The organism is Bradyrhizobium iriomotense (assembly GCF_018130765.1).
Lineage (GTDB): Bacteria > Pseudomonadota > Alphaproteobacteria > Rhizobiales > Xanthobacteraceae > Bradyrhizobium > Bradyrhizobium iriomotense_A.
The window spans coordinates 66,822-84,295 of the sequence record NZ_JAFCJZ010000022.1 but is presented as its reverse complement, the minus strand read 5'-3'; the positions used below and the strand labels follow the sequence as shown (position 1 = coordinate 84,295).

Annotated in this window: 14 protein-coding genes; 7 read left to right on the top strand and 7 right to left on the bottom strand. The window is 65.1% G+C overall.

Annotated features, from left to right (window positions below; genetic code table 11):
• The first annotated feature begins 51 nt into the window (after positions 1 to 51).
• The 5 genes from JQ635_RS30485 to JQ635_RS30465 all read left to right on the top strand — a co-directional run bounded on the left by JQ635_RS30485 (position 52) and on the right by JQ635_RS30465 (position 6,514).
• Entirely contained in the window at positions 52 to 1,980 is a 1,929-nt protein-coding gene (locus tag JQ635_RS30485) for an AsmA family protein (protein ID WP_211413552.1), read from the top strand.
• Positions 1,981 to 2,201: 221 nt separating this feature from the next.
• Complete coding sequence (locus JQ635_RS30480; RefSeq protein ID WP_211413490.1) at positions 2,202 to 3,587, top strand: ABC transporter substrate-binding protein; 1,386 nt, start codon at positions 2,202 to 2,204, stop codon at positions 3,585 to 3,587.
• A gap of 97 nt (positions 3,588 to 3,684) precedes the next feature.
• Positions 3,685 to 4,557, top strand: coding sequence for a carbohydrate ABC transporter permease (locus JQ635_RS30475; protein ID WP_211413489.1), 873 nt, complete (start codon positions 3,685 to 3,687; stop codon positions 4,555 to 4,557).
• Positions 4,554 to 5,405 (top strand): carbohydrate ABC transporter permease, encoded by an 852-nt coding sequence (locus JQ635_RS30470; protein ID WP_018641536.1) that lies wholly within the window; start codon positions 4,554 to 4,556, stop codon positions 5,403 to 5,405. Before JQ635_RS30475 ends, JQ635_RS30470 begins: the two co-directional genes overlap by 4 nt.
• Before the next feature lie 116 nt (positions 5,406 to 5,521).
• Positions 5,522 to 6,514: a hypothetical protein gene (locus JQ635_RS30465; RefSeq protein WP_211413488.1), complete on the top strand. Its 993-nt coding sequence runs from the start codon at positions 5,522 to 5,524 to the stop codon at positions 6,512 to 6,514.
• Here the strand turns inward: JQ635_RS30465 and JQ635_RS30460 are convergent, their stop codons facing one another.
• From JQ635_RS30460 to JQ635_RS30440, 5 genes are all read right to left on the bottom strand, one after another.
• A complete protein-coding gene (locus JQ635_RS30460) occupies positions 6,515 to 8,542 on the bottom strand; it encodes a methyl-accepting chemotaxis protein (RefSeq protein WP_211413487.1) in 2,028 nt (675 codons plus the stop codon).
• A 14-nt stretch (positions 8,543 to 8,556) separates the two neighbouring features.
• Positions 8,557 to 9,540, bottom strand: a complete 984-nt coding sequence (locus JQ635_RS30455; RefSeq protein ID WP_433996581.1) for a TRAP transporter substrate-binding protein — start codon at positions 9,538 to 9,540, stop codon at positions 8,557 to 8,559.
• A gap of 98 nt (positions 9,541 to 9,638) precedes the next feature.
• The gene (locus JQ635_RS30450) at positions 9,639 to 10,451 is read right to left on the bottom strand and encodes an ABC transporter permease (protein ID WP_211413486.1); all 813 of its coding nucleotides are present in this window, start codon (positions 10,449 to 10,451) and stop codon (positions 9,639 to 9,641) included.
• A gap of 4 nt (positions 10,452 to 10,455) precedes the next feature.
• Positions 10,456 to 11,370, bottom strand: a complete 915-nt coding sequence (locus JQ635_RS30445; RefSeq protein ID WP_211413485.1) for an ABC transporter permease — start codon at positions 11,368 to 11,370, stop codon at positions 10,456 to 10,458.
• Positions 11,367 to 12,539, bottom strand: coding sequence for an ABC transporter ATP-binding protein (locus JQ635_RS30440; RefSeq protein ID WP_211413484.1), 1,173 nt, complete (start codon positions 12,537 to 12,539; stop codon positions 11,367 to 11,369). The genes JQ635_RS30445 and JQ635_RS30440 overlap by 4 nt, the downstream gene beginning before the upstream one ends.
• Positions 12,540 to 12,662: 123 nt before the next feature.
• On the opposite strand from JQ635_RS30440, the gene JQ635_RS30435 reads away from it, so the two are divergent.
• On the top strand, positions 12,663 to 12,893 hold the full coding sequence (locus tag JQ635_RS30435) for a hypothetical protein (protein WP_211413483.1): 231 nt from the start codon (positions 12,663 to 12,665) through the stop codon (positions 12,891 to 12,893).
• Positions 12,890 to 13,192, top strand: a complete 303-nt coding sequence (locus JQ635_RS30430) for a type II toxin-antitoxin system RelE/ParE family toxin (RefSeq protein ID WP_211413482.1) — start codon at positions 12,890 to 12,892, stop codon at positions 13,190 to 13,192. Before JQ635_RS30435 ends, JQ635_RS30430 begins: the two co-directional genes overlap by 4 nt.
• Here JQ635_RS30430 and JQ635_RS30425 read toward each other — a convergent pair.
• Both JQ635_RS30425 and JQ635_RS30420 read right to left on the bottom strand, forming a co-directional pair.
• Positions 13,189 to 14,649: a glycerol-3-phosphate dehydrogenase gene (locus JQ635_RS30425; RefSeq protein WP_211413481.1), complete on the bottom strand. Its 1,461-nt coding sequence runs from the start codon at positions 14,647 to 14,649 to the stop codon at positions 13,189 to 13,191. The genes JQ635_RS30430 and JQ635_RS30425 overlap by 4 nt on opposite strands.
• A gap of 133 nt (positions 14,650 to 14,782) precedes the next feature.
• Complete coding sequence (locus tag JQ635_RS30420; protein WP_211413480.1) at positions 14,783 to 17,470, bottom strand: sensor domain-containing protein; 2,688 nt, start codon at positions 17,468 to 17,470, stop codon at positions 14,783 to 14,785.
• Positions 17,471 to 17,474: the final 4 nt, after the last annotated feature.

The following is a 17,474-nucleotide window of genomic DNA, read 5'->3' as shown; positions in this document are numbered from 1 at the left end:
GCCCGCCCTTCTGGATCCAACAACCAACCCGATCAGGACATGCCATTGACCATGGCCCAAGGAATGAAGCGCCTCGGGACGCCGATCGCGGCGCTGCTCGGCGTCGCGCTGATCGCCCTGATCGCGACCTCATGGCTCATCAACCGCGACGCGCTGCGCAAGGCCGTGGAGGCGCAGATCCGCGACGTCACGGGCCTTGAGCTCAATGTCGCGGGCAGCATCGACATTTCGGTGCTGCCGGCGAGCTACATCTCCTTCCATGACGTCGGCCTGAAGGGTGGCGGCACCAGCGATCCCGCGCTCCACGTCGACGTGCTCACCGCCAATCTGCGGCTGCTGCCGCTGCTGCTGCAGCGGTTCGAGATCGCCGACCTGACGCTGCTCAGGCCGCGCATCCATATCAGCCTCAAGCCGGACGGCGAGAGCAACTGGACGCCCTTCATCCAGACCATTGCGCGCACCATGAAGCCCGGGGCCGACAACCAGGTGTCGTTCTCCGAGATCAGGATCCAGGACGGCGTACTCAATTACGAGGACGCCGCAACCCACGCCACCGAGAAGTTCGAGGACATCGACCTGTCGCTGGCCTGGCCGTCGATCTCGCGCTCCTTTGCCGCGACGGGACAGTTCGACTGGCGCGGCGAGCGCGTCGACGGCTCGATCAGCTTTTCCGATTTCGTCGCCGCCCTCTCCGGCGACCGGTCCGGCCTGAAGGCGCGGATCGCCAGCGCGCCGCTCAAGCTTGCCTTCGACGGCAGCGTCGCCAACCGCACCAGCCCGATGATGGAGGGCACCCTCACCATCGACAGCCCGTCCTTGCGCAACGCGCTGCGCTGGACCGGACAGCCACAGCCGGCCAGCGGCGGCTTCGGCCGCTTCGCGCTGAAAGCGCGCGCCAATGTGGTGGGCGCCTCGATCGCGCTCACCAATGTCAATGTCGAGCTCGACGGCAACACCGCCGAGGGCGTCATGACCTACGCCAATAACGGCCGGCAGACGCTGCAGGCGACGCTCGCCGCCGACGCGCTCGACTTCACACCTTATATCTCGACCTTCCGCCTGCTCGCGAGCGGCGCCCGCGACTGGAACAGGCAGCTGTTCGATCTCAACGGGCTGTCGACCACCGACCTCGACATGCGCCTGTCGGCGGCGCGGCTGACCGTCGGACCGACGAAGCTCGGCCGCACCGCGATCGGCGCCAATTTGCGCAACGGCACGCTGGCGCTCTCGGTCGGCGAAGCCCAGGTCTATGGCGGCATCGCCAAGGGCTCGTTCGGCATCGCGCGCGCCGACAGCGTCGCCGACATCAAGGCGCAGTTTCAATTCACCGACGTCGACCTGCAGGCCTGCGCCACCGAGCTGTTCGGCCTCAACAAGCTGTCCGGCCGCGGCAACATCAACGTCTCCCTCCTTGCCTCCGGCTCGAGCCCGTTCGGCCTCGTGCAGTCGCTCGACGGCAGCGCCACTGTCACCGGGCATGACGGCGCCATCGCGGGCTTCAACGCCGAGCAGCTCCTGAAGCGGCTGGAGCGGCGGCCGCTGTCGGGCGGCGGCAATTTCCGCAGCGGCTCGACCCCTTACGACAAGCTCACCATCGCGGTGAAATTCTCCGACGGCATCGCCACCGCCGAAGACATCCGCGTCGAAGGGCCCGCGGCGAAGATCACGCTCACCGGCACCGCATCGGTGCCGACGCGCGAATACGACATGAAGGGCGTGGCGAGCCTCAACAGTGCGTCGGGCTTCGAATTGCCCTTCGTGGTGCAGGGGCCCTGGGATGATCCCCTGATCTTCCCCGATCCGGAAAGCCTGATCCGCCGCTCGCCGGCTTCTGCCCCCCTGCTCGACATGCTCAAGGACCGCAAGGGCAGCGATGCCGTGCGCTCCGCGATCGAGCGCATCACCGGCGCAGGCAAGCGTCCCGCACCGGCGGAATCGCCGACGGCGGAGAACGCCAAGGAAGGCGCGAAGTCGAACTAAGGTGAAGTCCAACTGAGGACGGCGATCATCACGCGCAGGCCGACCATCACGAATTGATCCGGCTGAATTGATGCGGCGATTGGATCGATGCCTGCATTGTGCATCTCCTCGGACCCGACACCCTACGACCTGGGTCCGACAAGATGCGTTGATCGCGCTACCATCCTGCGCTAGTGTTTTTTTGACCGGTTAAAAACACCGGCCGTTTGAGGGAGAAAAACGTGAGATCCAAGGTTATTGGCGCAGTGTCACTGGCGGTCGCTGCGGTTGGGCTGTTCGCGGTCACCGCACCTGCCTTTGCACAGCAGAAGACGATTACGGTCTGGTGGGGCAAGGGCTTCTATCGCTCCGAAGACGACGCGCTGATCGATACGATCAAGAAATTCGAAGCCAAGACCGGCATCAAGGTCGAATTGTCGCAATACGCGATCCAGGACATGATTCCGAAGACGGTGGCAGCCCTCGATGCCGGCACCGTGCCCGATGTGGCCTATTCCGATTCCTATGACGTGCAGGCCCAGGGCAAGTGGGCCTATGAGGGCAAGCTCGAGGACCTCACGGACGTCATGCAGCCGATCAAGGACCGGTTCGTGCAGAACACGCTGGACGCCTCGATCCTCTATAACGACGTCACCAAGAAGAAGGCCTATTACGGCTTCCCGCTGAAGCAGCAGAGCATGCACGTCCAGATCTGGAACGACATGCTGGAGAAGGCCGGCTTCAAGCAGAGCGACATCCCGAACGACTGGACGGGCTACTGGACGTTCTGGTGCGACAAGGTGCAGCCGGCGATCCGCAAGGCCACCGGCCAGCGCATCTACGCCGTCGGCCAGCCGATGGGCGTGGAATCCACCGACGCCTTCCAGTCGTTCTACACCTTCATGGACGCCTACCACGTCAAGCTGGTCGACGACGACGGCAAGCTCCTGGTCGACGATCCCACGGTTCGCGAGAACCTGATCAAGGCGATGAAGGACTACACCGACACCTATATCAAGGGTTGCACGCCGCCCTCCTCGACGACCTGGAAGGACCCCGACAACAACGTCGCCTTCCACAACAAGACCATCGTGATGACCCACAACTTCACGATCTCGATCGCGGCGAAGTGGTTCGAGGACTCCCAGAACCAGGCCCTGACCCAGGAGCAGCGCGACGCCGGCAAGAAGGCCTATGAGCAGGACATCATCACGGCGTCCTTCCCGAAGGGGCCGGACGGCTCGACCATCCGCTACCGCTCCGACGTCAAGACCGGGCTGATCTTCACCGCGGCCAAGAACAAGGCCGAGGCCAAGCAGTTCATCAGCTTCCTGCTCCAGGAAGAGAACGTTCGTCCCTATATCGAGGGCGCTCTCGGCCGCTGGTTCCCGGTGACGAAGGAAAGCCAGGAAAGCCCGTTCTGGCAGGCTGACAAGCACCGCAAGGCCGTCTACGCGCAGTTCAAGGGCGGCACCGCGGCGTTCGACTTCACCAAGAACTGGAAGTTCACGATTCTGAACAACGAGAACGTCTGGGCCAAGGCGATGAACCGCGTCGTCAGCGAGAAGGTCCCCGTCGACAAGGCCGTCGACGAACTGATCGCCCGCATCAAGCAGGTCGCAGGCTAAGTGTTGCCCGCCCTCTCCCCGTTCTGACGGGGAGAGGTGAAACGCTAACACCGGCCGCCTCGTGCGGCCGGAAGTCCTTTTTAAAGAGTCCGAAAGAATGGCGATCACGCTCTCTGGCGATCAGGCACTCCCCGGCCCGCCCCTGTCGTCGCGGCTGACCCCGGCGCAGGTCTGGGGCATCATTCTGCTCGCGCCCTATCTGCTCGTTTTCCTTGCCTTCGTCGTCTATCCCGTCTGCTACGGGCTGTGGCTGGCGCGGGCTCCCGCGAACTATGTCGCGCTGTACAACGATCCGATCTTTGCGCGCGCTGCGGTCAACACGCTGATCTTCCTGGTCATTGGCATCAACATCAAGATGCTGATCGCGCTGCTCCTGTCCGGCTTCTTCGCGCAGCAGCGCACCTGGATCAAATGGCTCTCGGTGATCTTCATCCTGCCCTGGGCGGTGCCGTCGATCCCGACCATCCTGTCGGTGCGCTTCATGCTCAATCCCGAGTGGGGCGTCATCAACCACCTCATCTTCTCCTTCACCGGCGATGACGGCCCGAACTGGCTGAACGACCCGACCGTGGCGCTCAGCATGGCGATCGGCGTTCATATCTGGAAGTCGCTACCGTTCTGGACGCTGATCCTGATCACCGGACGCCTTGCGATCTCGCACGACCTGTTCGAGGCTGCCGAGGTGGACGGCGCGAGTTTGTGGCAGAAATTCCGCTACATCACCTGGCCGTCGATGCAGACGCTCTACGTGACCTGCACGCTGCTCTCGATGATCTGGACGCTGGGCGACTTCAACAGCGTCTACCTGCTCACCGGCGGTGGTCCGGCCGACCTCACCCACGTGCTGTCGACGCTCGGTATCCGCTATCTCCGGCTCGACCAGCTCTCGCTCGCGATGGCCTCCATCGTCTGCGCGATGCCGTTCGTCCTGCCGCTCGTGTACTTCATGATGAAACGGTTGTCGCGATGAAGCTTCCCTCTCTCCGTGACGTCGCGACGGAAGCGCGGCTGCTCCTGATCGGCATTCCCGTCTTCCTGTGGACGATGATCCCGATCTACCACATGTTCCTGTTCGCGATCTCGCCGAAGGAGGACGCGTTCTCGGGCAAGCTGTGGCCGGACCATCCGACGCTGCACAACTTCGAGATCGTGTTCAAGCAGCAGCATTACTTCCTGCGCGACTTCTACGTCCAGTTCTGGAATTCGACGCTGATCGCAGCGGCCGTCGGCGTGCTGACGCTGTTCATCGCTACGGCTGCGGCGTTCTCGATCTCGCGGCTGAAGGTGCCGGGCGGGCGCATGGTGCTGAATCTCGCGCTCTTCACCTATTTCATCCCCGCAGCGTTCCTCGCGGTGCCGATGTATCGCACCATGGGCAATTACGGCCTGCTCAACAATCACTGGTCGCTGATCCTGGCCATGGTGACGATCGCCAGCCCCTATGCGATCTGGGTGCTCAAGCAGGCTTCCGACAAGCTGCCGGTCGAGCTCGATGAAGCCGCGGTCATGGACGGCGCCACCACGCTGCAGATCTTCCGCCTGGTCTATCTGCCGCTGATGATGCCCTCGCTGGTCGCGATCGGCACCTATGCGGTGCTGCTGGCCTGGAACGAATATCTCTACGCGTTCCTGCTGCTCTCGAACGACCGTGAGATCACCCTCCCCGTCGCGCTCGGCAACTTCCTCGCCGCCGACGACTCGCCGTGGGAACTGCTCATGACCACCGGCTTCATCTACGCGCTGCCGCCGGCCGCGGTCTACTACGCCTTCCGCCGCTACATGGTGGGCGGGCTCACGGCGGGCGCGGTGAAGTCCTGACGCGAGAGGACGCGTCGGGTCGCCGCAAGCACAGCGCTTGAGCGACGACGCGAGCAATTGCGGGTTGTCTGCGCCTGCTCTAACCTCCGTGCCCCAATGTTCCGGGGCACGGCAGCATGCGCAGCAACGACGCGATCCATCTCGGCCTGATGCTGCTGGCGCTCGCGGCGGCCTATCTGGTGCCGTTCGAGCTGTTGCTGCTGGCCTATGTCGTGCTCGGCCCGGCACATTATTTCACCGAGATCTCCTGGCTGCATGATCGCAGCTACTATCTGCCTCACCGCGGGATTGCGGTGGTCCTGGCCATCGTCGCCGTGGTCGCGGCGCTGATCGACAACGCCTCGTGGTTCGGCTTCGCCATGTGGGGCGCGCTGGTCGTCTGCGCCATGCTGGCGGCGACCGCCACGGCGATCGAGAGCATGCTGCTGTTCATGGTGGCGATCGCCCTGTCCGCGATCATGTATTCGAGCGGATCGTCGCTCGCCGTCATCGGCATCCTGATTCCGACGCTCATCCACGTCTCGCTGTTCACGCTGATCTTCATGGTGCTCGGCGCCTATCGGTCCGGCAGCCGCGTGCAGGCTGGGCTGGTGGTGATCTACCTCGTCGCAATCGCCACGATCCTGCTGCTGCCACCGGCCGCCGAAATCCGGATCGCGAGCTTCGCCCGCGTCGGGCAGGATTATTTCGGCAATGTCGGCCCGGCACTTAGCCGGCTGTTCGGCGTGCCCGGCCTCGTGCTCGACACCAGGCTGACCAGCCTGCTCGCCTTCGTCTACACCTATCACTACCTCAACTGGTTCATCAAAGCCGACGTGATCCGCTGGACCGCGGTGCCGAAGGCGCGGCTGGCGGCGATGGCCGCCGCCAGCGCGGCGTCCACCGCGCTCTATTTCTACGACTATGCGTTCGGCTTCACCTTCCTGCTGGCGCTCAGCCTGATCCACATCCTGCTGGAGTTTCCGCTCAACAGCCTCGCGCTGCGCCAGCTCGGATCCGCCATCCAGGACACAGTGCGCGCACGCTACGCCGGGCCCGTCGCGGTCACCGCGACGCGGTCGCGCTCGACAGGCACAAAAGCCTCGAAACGAGCTCCCCGGTCGCGCTGATCACCCCGCCTTGCGCACGGTCTGCAGGAATTCCGCGACGTCCTTCTTGAGCGCGCGTGCCTGATCCTGCAAGGCCGAGGCGGCCGTCAGTGCGGCTTCGGCACCGGCATCGGTCTCGCCGGCCACGGTGCGGACGGCGCCGACCTGGTCGGTCACCGCCGCTGTCCCGTTCGCGGCCTGCTCGACATTGCGCGCGATCTCGCTGGTTGCTGCTCCCTGCTCCTCGACGGCTGAGGCAATCGTCGTCGCGATCTCCGTCATCTCGGCGATGGTTCTGCCGATCTGGCCGATCGCAGCAACCGACTGTCCGGTCGAGCCCTGGATCTCGGCGACGAGCCCTGCGATCTCCTCGGTGGCGCGCCCAGTCTGGGTTGCGAGGCTCTTCACCTCGTTGGCGACCACGGCAAAACCCTTGCCGGCATCGCCGGCCCGCGCGGATTCGATCGTGGCGTTGAGCGCAAGGAGGTTGGTCTGGCTCGCGATCGCCTGGATCAGCTGGACCACCGTACCGATCCGCTCGGCTGAATCCGACAGCGCCCGCATCAGCGCTTCGGTCCGTGAGGCCTCCTCCTTGGCCTGATCCGATACCGATACGGAGCGCGCGACCTGGCTGGAAATTTCCTTGATCGAGGCGGCGAGCTGATGCGTCGCGGCCGCAACGGTCTGCACATTCGAGGACGCCTGGGCCGACGTCGCGGCGACCTGCTCGGCAAGCGAGCGCCCGCGCTCGGCGACGCGGGCGAGGCTTCCGGCGCTCTGTCCCATCTCCTCGGCGCGGCTTGAGACGCCGCCAATGACGCCCTCCATGCCGCGATCGAAGCGGTCGGCGAGCTGCGTCATCATCGCCGCGCGTTCCGTCTCGGCCGCGGCGCGCTGCGCGGCAGACTCCTGCTCCATGCGCCGGACGGTCTGCGCGTTCTGACGGAACACCTCGACGGCGCCGGCCATGTGACCAATTTCGTCGCCGCGCCCGCCGCCCGGGATCGCCTCATCGAGCTCACCCGCCGCGAGGCTCTGCATGCGCAAAGTCATCTGGCCGATGGGGCGCGACACGCTGCGTCCAATCAGCCAGGCCAGCAATGCGCCGAGAACGAGCGCGAACGCGGCCACCGTAAACACGAGATTGCGGGTTTGCTCGACCGATCCAGCCGTCAGCCGGCTCTGCTCGGTGCGCGTGGCGCCAAGGGCCCGGCTGATCTCGGCCGCCTTGGCGTCGATCGCGCTGCTGGATTTGACGAGATCGGCCTGCGCCTTGCGCAGTTCGCCCATCGCGGCTGACAGCTGCGTCAGCGTCGCCGATTGATCGGCGAGCACCTTCTTCAGAGCCGCGATCAGATTCTTCAGTCGCGGCGCCTCGACATCGGCGATCTCTGCCTCGCTATCGGCCACCGCGGCCAGCGCATAGCCGATCGTCATCCCGGCATCGTCGGCGTCGACCTGCGCCTGGGTGATGGTGAAACGCAGCACCGAGACGCGCATCGCATCCACCGTCCCGGCCAGGCGCAGCGGCTGGAGCAGACGGTCGGGCTGGTTGGCAAGCGCGACATTGATCGCGCCGACGTCGAGGCCTGCCGAGGCGCCGAGGGCCTCGCTCTTGGTGCTTGCGGTGCGCAGACGATCGACGGCGGCGGCGACCGCCGTGAAGGATTTTCGGTAGGTCCCGAGCGCATCCACCAGCGCGCTGCGACCGGCGGCAATCGCCGGCAGGCGGGCGAATTGCTGATCGACCTGATCGAAGGTCTGGCCAAAGCCGTCGATCGCCTTCATGGCGCTATCGCGGTCGCCGATATTGCGCGTGCGGATGAATTTCTCGACGGTGACATTCGACGAGAGCAGCGCTGCGTGCACCCTCGCCATGCCGGCATCGCCATCGGCGCTGGTGACAAGCTCTCCGACGGTGCCACCGATCTCGGACAGCCGCATGACGGCAAGCAGCGCCAGCACGCAGAGGAAACCCAGGACCAGCGCGAAGCCGCCGAAGATGCGCGGGCGGATGCCGATGCGCGACAGAAGCAATGACAGGTTCATGATGTTTCCCGCGATTACGGCGTAGCCCGGATCCGGGCGAGCAGATCCTTGCCGAAGCGCTTCTCGAATTCGGGCTCCAGCGGCTTCACGGCATCGATGAAGGGTTGGCGATCAACCTTCTCGATGATCTCCATGCCGGCCTTGCGCAGCTCCTCGAGCTTCTTTGTCTCCTCCGCGACGCCACTCTGCCAGGTCGCCTCCGCACCAGCCTTGGCTGCGGCGATGATGGCGGCCTGGTCGGCGGGCTTCAGGGCCTGGAACACCTCGCGATTGGCGACGAAAGCGATCGGTGCGAAGAAATGCCCGGTCAGGCTAGCGTATTTCTGCACCTCCTCGAGATGGCTGGTGGCAATCGTCATGACAGGGTTCTCCTGCCCGTCGATGCGGCCATCCTTCAGCGCGGAGTACACCTGCGTAAACTCCATCGGCACGACCTCGGCGCCCAGCGCCTTGAAGGTCATCTGATAGACCTCGTTGGGCAGGACGCGGATCTTCAGGCCGCGGAGGTCCGCGGGAGAATGAATCGGCCGCTTCGAGTTGGTGACGTTGCGAAAGCCCTGCTTGCCGATCGCGAGCAGCACCAGCCCCTTGTCGGCGAAATGCTTGGCGAACAGCGCGCCGACCGGCCCCTCTGCAACCGCCTTGGCTTGCGCAGCATCGCGGAACAGGAACGGCACGTCGAATACGCCGAATTCCGGAACGGTGGAGCTGACGACCGAGCCCGACAGCGTCGCCATGTCGACCACACCACTGCGCATCGCGGCAAGGATCGCCGTCTCGCTGCCCAGCGCGTTGCCAGAGCGTTCATCGAGGATGATGCGGCCCTGTGCGAGCTCGGCGAGCTTGCGGCGAAATTCGTCGGAGCCGATCTGCTGAGGCGACTGCGGCGAGCCATTGTACAGCAGCGACACCATCTGCGTCGCACCGGCCGACGGTCGAACAGCAAGACAGAGTAACGCCAGAACAGTGCTGGCCACACCAATATAAAGCCGCTTCATCGCCCCTCTTCCCCAAGCGAGGCGACGATAGCCAGATAAGCTATATGAATTGTTAACTATGTCGGGTGCCTAAGCACCATACATGGCATGTCGGACGACTACAGCGGCGCCGCGCTCTCGCCCTGCGAACTCGACAGTTTTGAGGCCAGCGAGGCGATGACGATCACGACCGCGATCAGGGCGATCACCAGCGTGCAGATCGCGTTGATCTCGGGCTTCACCCCGAGCCGCACCTCCGAATAGATCCGGATCGGCAGTGTCGCCGAGCCGGGGCCGGTGGTGAAGCTCGCGATCACGAGATCGTCGAGCGACAGCGTGAAGGCCAGCATCCAGCCGGCGACGATCGCGGGCGCGATCAGCGGCAGGGTGACGGCGACGAAGGCGCGGACGGGGTCGCAGCCGAGGTCCATCGCCGCCTCCTCCAACGAGCGGTCGAGCGAGCCGAGACGGGACTGCACGACCACGGCGACGAAGCACATCGTCAGTGTGGTGTGGGCGATCGTCACCGTCCAGAAGCCGCGCTCGGCGTTCAGCGCAACGAACAACAGCAACAGCGACAAGCCCGTGATCACCTCCGGCATCACCAGCGGCGCATAGAGCATGCCGGAGAACAGGGTGCGGCCGCGGAACCGCTCGCCGCGCGACAGCGCCACCGCTGCGAGCGTGCCGAGCAGCGTGGCGATGGTCGCGGAGGAGACCGCGACTCGCAGGCTCATCCAGACCGCCTCGATCATGGCGCGGTCGTTGAAGAGTTCGCGATACCAGCGCAGCGACCAGCCGCCCCACACCGTCACCAGCCGCGAGGCGTTGAAGGAGTAGAGAACGAGAATGAGGATCGGCAGGTAAAGGAATGCCAGCCCCAGCGCCAGCGAGGCGATGTTGAAGCGGGACAGGCGGGAGACCTTGCGCATCGCCCTACCTTCCCTGTTCGAGTTGCCGCTTCTGCAGCCGCTCGTACAGCAGCAGCGGCACCAGCAGCACCACCAGCAGCACGATGGCCGCGGCGGAGGCGACCGGCCAGTCCTTGTTGGTGAAGAATTCGAGCCACAGGGTCTGGCCGATCATCAGCGAATTGGAGCCGGCCAAGAGATCGGGGATCACAAACTCGCCGACGATGGGGATGAAGCACAGCAGCACGCCGGCACCGACGCCGGGCAGCGACAGCGGAAAGGTCACGAGCCAGAACACCTGCCAGGGCGGCGCGCCGAGATCAGAGGCCGCCTCCTCCAGCACCGGCTCCATCTTGGCGAGCGTCGCGTAGAGCGGCAGGATCATGAACGGCAGGTAGGAATAGACGATACCGAGATACATTGCAGTGTCGGTGGAGAGCCACACCACGGGCTGGCTGACCAGATGCAGCGCCAGCAGGATCTGGTTGAGCAGGCCGTCGTGCTGGAGGATGTTGATCCAGGCATAGATGCGGATCAGGAACGAGGTCCAGAACGGCACGATCACCAGCACCATCGCCACCGCTTGCCAGCGTTTTGGCAAGCGCGCCATGCCATAGGCGATGGGATAGCCGATCAGGAGCAGCAGCGCAGTGGCCGTCACTGCGACGGTAAGGCTGCGGACATAGGCGAACACATAGATGTCGTCGGAGCCGAGCAGTTTGAAATTGTCGATCGAGAGCGCTGCAAAGGCCGCCTTGAGCGCGTCCCATCCTGCAGCCAGATCGAACACCGGCTCGTAAGGCGGCTGCGCGATCGCGGTCTGCGACAGGCTGATCTTGAGCACGAAGGCGAACGGCACCAGGAAGAACAGCCCCATCCAGACGTAGGGTGCAATCGCAGCGAAGCGCGCCGGTCGCGCGAAGATACGGCGGGAGCTCATGACGGCAGCACCACGCAATCGTCGGGCGTGAACCAGGCGACGACATGCTGGTTCAGGCTGTAGGCGTCGACGTCGATGCGTGCGCTGTTGGCCACGGAGGCCTGCAGCATCCCGCCGGTATCGAGCTTCACCTTGTAGGTGGTGGTGCCGCCGAGATAGCAGATGTCGGCGATGACGCCGTCGAGGGTGTTGATCGCCGTCTCGCGACCGGCCTCGCTCGCGGGAGCGCGGCGCGAGAGCTTGACCTTCTCGGGGCGGATCGCCACTGAAAATCTTCCCGCGCCGACCGGCTCGCGCGGCTCGGCCACCACCAGCGCACCCGCGTCACGCGTGCCAATGACCAGACGATGACCGTCGCGCAATTTGGACTCGCCGTCGAACAGATTGATGTCGCCGACGAACTCCGCGATCCAGCGCGAGCGCGGTGCCTCGTAGAGTTCGCGGGGGCTCGCGACCTGGGCGAGCTTGCCTGATTTCATCACCCCGATCCGGCTCGCCATCGTCATCGCCTCCTCCTGGTCGTGGGTGACGATGATGAAGGTCATGCCGAGCCGGCGCTGCAGCTCCATCAGCTCGCCTTGCGTGTTTTCGCGCAACTTCTTGTCCAGCGCGGCAAGCGGCTCGTCGAGCAGCAGGAGCTGCGGCCGGCGCGCCAGAGCGCGCGCCAGCGCCACGCGCTGGCGCTGGCCGCCGGAGAGCTGGTCGGGCTTGCGCTTTTCCAGCCCTTCGAGCTTCACCAGCGCGACCATTTCCGCAACGCGCGTGGCGATGTCGGCGCGCGCCATGCCGGCACGCTTCAGGCCGAAGGCGATGTTGTCGCGCACCGACAGATGCGGAAACAGCGCGTAATTCTGGAACATCATGTTGATCGGACGCTCATGCGGCAGCGCCTGCGCGATATCCTTGCCGCCGAGCAGAATGCGTCCCTCGTCCGGCGCCTCGAAGCCGGCGAGCATGCGCAGCAGCGTGGTCTTGCCGCAGCCGCTGGGACCCAGCAGCGCAAAGAACTCGCCGGCCTTGATGTCGAGCGACACGCCGTCCACGGCCCGGAACGTCCCAAAGGCCTTGGCGACGCCCTCGATGCGCAACAGCGGTCCCCCCGCCGCGGGATATGCATCTCCGCCAGCCGCTTCAGCCGCGACGTCCGTTCCGGGTAACTCTTCCGCCATAGTCCCTGCCAACCCCGATTCCGCCGCACGCTAGCGGCCGATTGGCCTTTGCTCAACCGGTTCGGGGAAGATCGTCGCAATTTGGCCTTCATGCGCGGCATCAAAGGGCGTATGATTCACGACATGACCAAGCTGCTGGATCAAGCCCTGGAGATCGCGCGCAGTCTGCCCTCGGACGCGCAGGACGATATTGCCCGGATCGTACTTCAGCTCGCAGGCGCCGATGCGACGCCCCTAGTCGTCCTATCGGATGATGAAAGATCAGCAATTGCCGCATCCAAGGCGGCGGCTAAACGTGGGGAATTCGCAACCGAGGCTCAAGTCCGAGCGACTTGGGCCAAACACGGCCTGTGAATATTCGCTACACGCTTCCGGCGCTCGCCGACCTCGATTCCATTCTGACCTACATTGCTGAAGCGTCTCCTCAGGGAGCGGCACGCGTCCAAAAGCGCATTCAGGACGTTATCGGTCTGCTGCTCGCACATCCCGAGATCGGTCTACGAACTGACGATCCGGATATCCGGAGATTGACTACAACGCCCTACCCGTTTCTCGTCTTTTACGAGATCGGGGCTCAGGAGATCATCATCCATGCTATCCGCCATGGGGCTCGCGATCCCGGAGGGATGCCGGGTGCGCGAGATCCCGACTAGCTCACATTCGCCATGAACGCGGCCAGCGCGTCACGGTCCGCCGCAGGCATTGTCAGGCCGAGCTTGGAGCGGCGCCACAAGACATCGTCCGGAAAGCGCGCCCATTCGTGGGTCATCAGGTAGCGCACCTCCGCGCCGGTCAGCTGGGGTCCGAAGGCCGGACCGAGCTCCTGACGGCTCTTGGCCTCGCCGAGCACCGCCGGCAATCGCGAGCCATAGGCGGCAACCAGGCGCTGGGCCTCTGGCTCCGACAGAAAGCGCCAGCGGTCGCGCGCGAGGTCGACCTCGGTGTCGAAACGGTCCCAGGCGAAGTCTCCACCTGGTAACGCCGCGCCGGCGGTGCAGGGCGGCGACATCGGATAGAACGGGGTCAGCTTCGTCACCGCCCGTTCCGCACGGAGGCGCGACGTGGTGACGTCGCCGCCGAACATCGTGAGCAGCGGCGCCTTGCGCCGGCGCGCATGGAACAGCGTCGTGCCCTCGCGCCCGCGCGCGGACGCCAGCGCCAGGTTGACGCCGGAGACGGTGCGGACCACGTCGGTCGGGGCAATGCGTTCGCGGAAATAGCGGCTGGCGGCCTCGCAGAGATAGCTGATGTCGGCGCCGGGCATCGCGACGATGGCGGGATCGCCGGTGAAAGCATGGGTGACCGTCCCGATCAGCGTGAAGTCGCGCTCGAACGGCCGGGCGAAGATCAGCCGCCCGTCATTGTGCTGGAAGACGTAGACGTTTTCAGAATCGAACAGCCGCGGCACGACGATCTGGCTCATCTGCATGGCCACCATCGCCGGCTGCGGCTGCCGCAGCACGGTGTCCGCGACCATCGAGGTCCAGGCGCCGGTGGCGTTGGCCAGCGCCCGCGCCGTGACGATACGGCGATAGCCGCGATCGACCACAGCGAGCCGCCAGGTATCGGTTCGATCGGCACGGACGCAGCGCGCCCCGGTCCGGATCGCAGCGCCACGTTCGGCGGCATCCAGCGCCGTCAGCACGACCAGGCGGGAATCGTCGACGACGCAGTCGGTATATTCGAAGGCCATGCCGAAGGGACGTTTCAGTGCGTTGCCGACCGGATGATGCGTGATGTCGAGGGTCGCAGACGGCGGCAAGCCGCCCCGGTTCGTGAGGCCGTCATAGACATACAGGCCGGCGCGCAAGAGCCATGGCGGACGCTCCTCGGAATGGGCGGGGATCACGAAGCGCATCGGCCGGACCAGGTGCGGCGCGATCCGGAGCCAGATCCGGCGCTCGGCGAGCGCCCGGCGCACCCGCCAGAAGCCACGGCGCTCCAGCACCGAAAGGTCGCCGTGAATCAGCCGCGGTGTCGCCGACGACGCAGCGCCGGCGAGATCACCCTGCTCGAACAGAATCACGCGCAAGCCGCGGCCAGCCGCATCGCGCGCAAGGCTGACACCGTTCAGGCCGCCGCCGATGATCGCAAGATCGTAATCCGACATGAAACCGTCGAGAGGGAGCGAAGCTCACCATCCCTAGAGCCATTTCCGTTCCGATGAAATCGGAACGGCTCCAGATTTTTGTTTCGTCGCGTTTTCTTCGCGCGAACGGCTATCCGCTTCGCCCAGAAGCGCTCTAGCCGGTCTTGAGCGCAAGCTCCATGGCTTCAGCACGGCCGACGAGATCGGCATATTTGCCGATCGGCAAGGGCTTGCCGAGCAGATAGCCCTGCACGCCGTCGCAGCCCTCCTTGGCGAGGAAGCCAAGCTGCTCGACCGTTTCGACGCCTTCCGCGATGATCGACATTTCGAGGCCGTGGCCGAGATCGATCACGGCACGGACGATCGCCGCCGATTGCGGGTTGCGACCGAGGTTGATGATGAAGGCGCGGTCGATCTTGATCTTGTCGAACGGGAACGCCTGGAGATAGCTCAGCGAGGAATAGCCGCTGCCGAAATCGTCCATCGAGATGCGCACGCCCAGCGCCTTCAGCCGGCGCAGCAGCGCAAGGCCCCGGTCGAAATCCTCGATCAGCACGCCTTCGGTGATCTCGAGCTCGAGCCGGCCGGGCGCAAGGCCCGTCTCGATCAGGATCGAATGGACGAGGCCAACCACGTCGCCGTGCATGAACTGCGCCGGCGACAAATTGACCGCGACCTGGAGCGGCTTCGGCCAGGACGCCGCCTCGCGGCAGGCCTCACGCAGGATCCACTCGCCCATCTCGACGATCAGGCCGCTCTCCTCGGCGATCGGGATGAATTCGGCCGGCGAGACCTGGCCGCGCACCGGATGCTGCCAGCGCGCCAGCGCCTCGAAGCCGATGATCTCGCTCTCGGCGACGCTGTGGCCCGCGGCTCCCTGCGGCTGGAAGGCGAGCGAGAGCTCGCCGTTCTTGATCGCCATCGAGAGGTCCTGGTGCAGCACGCGGCGATCGCGGATCTGCTGGTCCATCTCCGGCTGGTAGAGGCTGATCGTGCCGCGCGATTTCTGCTTGGCGCGGAACAGCGCCGCGCCGGCATTGGCGAGCAGCGAGGCGCCATCGGCCCCGTTGTGCGGGAAGATCGACATGCCGGTGGTGACGCCGGCGCGGACCGGCCGGCCGTCGATCTGGAACTCCTGCGCGACGGCTTCGCCGATCTGCTGCGCCAGTGCGAGACCCGATTCCGGCTGCTTGCCGTCGATGATCAGGCCGAACTCGTCGCCGGACAGGCGCGCCACCACGCCGCCTCGGGCGGAGTCCTGGAGCCGCTGGGCCACCTCGATCAGGAGCTTGTCGCCGAGCGCATGGCCGAAGACGTCGTTGACCTCCTTGAGCCCGTCGAGGTCGACGCAGAGCACGGCGAACTCCTCGCCGGTGCCTTCGCAGGCCTCGATCATCTGGGTCAGCGCCTGCAGGAAGGCGGCGCGGTTCGGCAGATCGGTGAGACCGTCATGATAGGCCATGTGCGCCATGCGCGACTCGGTCTGCCGGCGGTCGGTGACGTCTTCATGGGTCTTGATCAGATATTGCGGCTCGCCGGCATCGCTGAGCACCGTGGCGCGGCGGGTCAGGAACAGCCGCAGGCCGTCCTTGGTGGAGATCGGATGCTCCTCGGTGATCATCCCGCGTTTCTTGATCGCTGCCTCGTCGCGCGCGATGATCAGCTTGGCTTCCTTGGGATTGAAGATGTCGGACGCGGTCAGGCCCGTGGCTTCCTCGCGCCGGCGGTTGAGGATCGTCTCGGCGCTGCGGTTGGCGAGCAGATAGCGGCCGTCCTTGACCTGCTCCACGATCAGCGCGACCGGAATATTGTCGACCACGAGCTCGAGGAATTTCTTGGTGCTTTCCAGCTCCTGCGACAGCGATCGGCGGTCGGTGATGTCCTCGAACACCAGCAGCAGGAATTCGGGCCTGTTGCTCTCGTTGCGGACCACGATCCGGATCGAGGCGACCATACGCCGCTCGCCGCCGCGGTCGACCTCGAATTCATTGCGGAACTGACCATCCGGCGCCTCCAGCGCCGCCCGGTCGGCCGCCTCGATGCTCGCCGCCGAGCTCGGTGCAAACAGCTCCCGCGCATTCCTGCCGACGGCGCAGTCCCGCGACAGTCCCCAGAACCGCTCATAGGCGCTGTTCGCGAAGATGTAGCAACCGTCGTCGATGTTCTTGGCGGCCACGCAGGCCGGCACATGGTCAAGCACCGATTCCAGGAATTGCTTGGTGGAGGCGAGCTGCCGCGACAGCTTGCGCTGCTCGCTGACGTCGAGATGAGTCGCGACCGATCCGCCGTTCGGCAGGATGAAATATTTCACCAGGATGGCGCGGCCATCAGGCAGTTCCGTGATCAGGCCGTTGAGGCTCGCGGCCTTCTCGTAGAACTCGTCGTCGGAAGCACCGCCAAGCACGCCGCGCTTGCGTCGCAGATCGAGGAGTTCGTGGCCGTTCATGTCGACCCAGAGATCCGACCGCGACAGGCCGTAGATGTCGAGATAGCGGTCGTTGCAGAAGATGATGCGCCGCTGCGCATCCGTCATGACCACGCCCTGGTTGAGATTGTTCATGGCGGAGGAGACGAAGGCATTGCGCCGCAATTGTAACCGCCTCGTCCGACGCAGCGCCGAATGGACCCACAACGCGACGGCGGCCAGGAACGCGCAGACGACGATTCCCGCGATCAGGACTTCCCAAATCAGGTTGGGATCGAGCTGGCCGAGATAGCTCGGCGGGGCGAGGCTGTCCGACAGCGCAAAGGCGCGCGCAGGCGCGACCGCGCCGGCCAGGCACAGGACGGCCTGCACAGCAATCGGAAGCGTGCCGCCCACGTGCCAGTTCTTCTCAGCCATCAGC

What these genes read in the sequence shown, in the direction of transcription:
- JQ635_RS30485 (WP_211413552.1), top strand. Translation starts at nt 52, where the DNA reads ATGGCCCAAGGAATGAAGCGCCTCGGGACGCCGATCGCGGCGCTGCTC.
- JQ635_RS30475 (WP_211413489.1), top strand. Translation starts at nt 3,685, where the DNA reads ATGGCGATCACGCTCTCTGGCGATCAGGCACTCCCCGGCCCGCCCCTG.
- JQ635_RS30470 (WP_018641536.1), top strand. Translation starts at nt 4,554, where the DNA reads ATGAAGCTTCCCTCTCTCCGTGACGTCGCGACGGAAGCGCGGCTGCTC.
- JQ635_RS30465 (WP_211413488.1), top strand. Translation starts at nt 5,522, where the DNA reads ATGCGCAGCAACGACGCGATCCATCTCGGCCTGATGCTGCTGGCGCTC.
- JQ635_RS30460 (WP_211413487.1), bottom strand. Translation starts at nt 8,542, where the DNA reads ATGAACCTGTCATTGCTTCTGTCGCGCATCGGCATCCGCCCGCGCATC.
- JQ635_RS30455 (WP_433996581.1), bottom strand. Translation starts at nt 9,540, where the DNA reads ATGAAGCGGCTTTATATTGGTGTGGCCAGCACTGTTCTGGCGTTACTC.
- JQ635_RS30450 (WP_211413486.1), bottom strand. Translation starts at nt 10,451, where the DNA reads ATGCGCAAGGTCTCCCGCCTGTCCCGCTTCAACATCGCCTCGCTGGCG.
- JQ635_RS30445 (WP_211413485.1), bottom strand. Translation starts at nt 11,370, where the DNA reads ATGAGCTCCCGCCGTATCTTCGCGCGACCGGCGCGCTTCGCTGCGATT.
- JQ635_RS30440 (WP_211413484.1), bottom strand. Translation starts at nt 12,539, where the DNA reads ATGGCGGAAGAGTTACCCGGAACGGACGTCGCGGCTGAAGCGGCTGGC.
- JQ635_RS30435 (WP_211413483.1), top strand. Translation starts at nt 12,663, where the DNA reads ATGACCAAGCTGCTGGATCAAGCCCTGGAGATCGCGCGCAGTCTGCCC.
- JQ635_RS30425 (WP_211413481.1), bottom strand. Translation starts at nt 14,649, where the DNA reads ATGTCGGATTACGATCTTGCGATCATCGGCGGCGGCCTGAACGGTGTC.
- JQ635_RS30420 (WP_211413480.1), bottom strand. Translation starts at nt 17,470, where the DNA reads ATGGCTGAGAAGAACTGGCACGTGGGCGGCACGCTTCCGATTGCTGTG.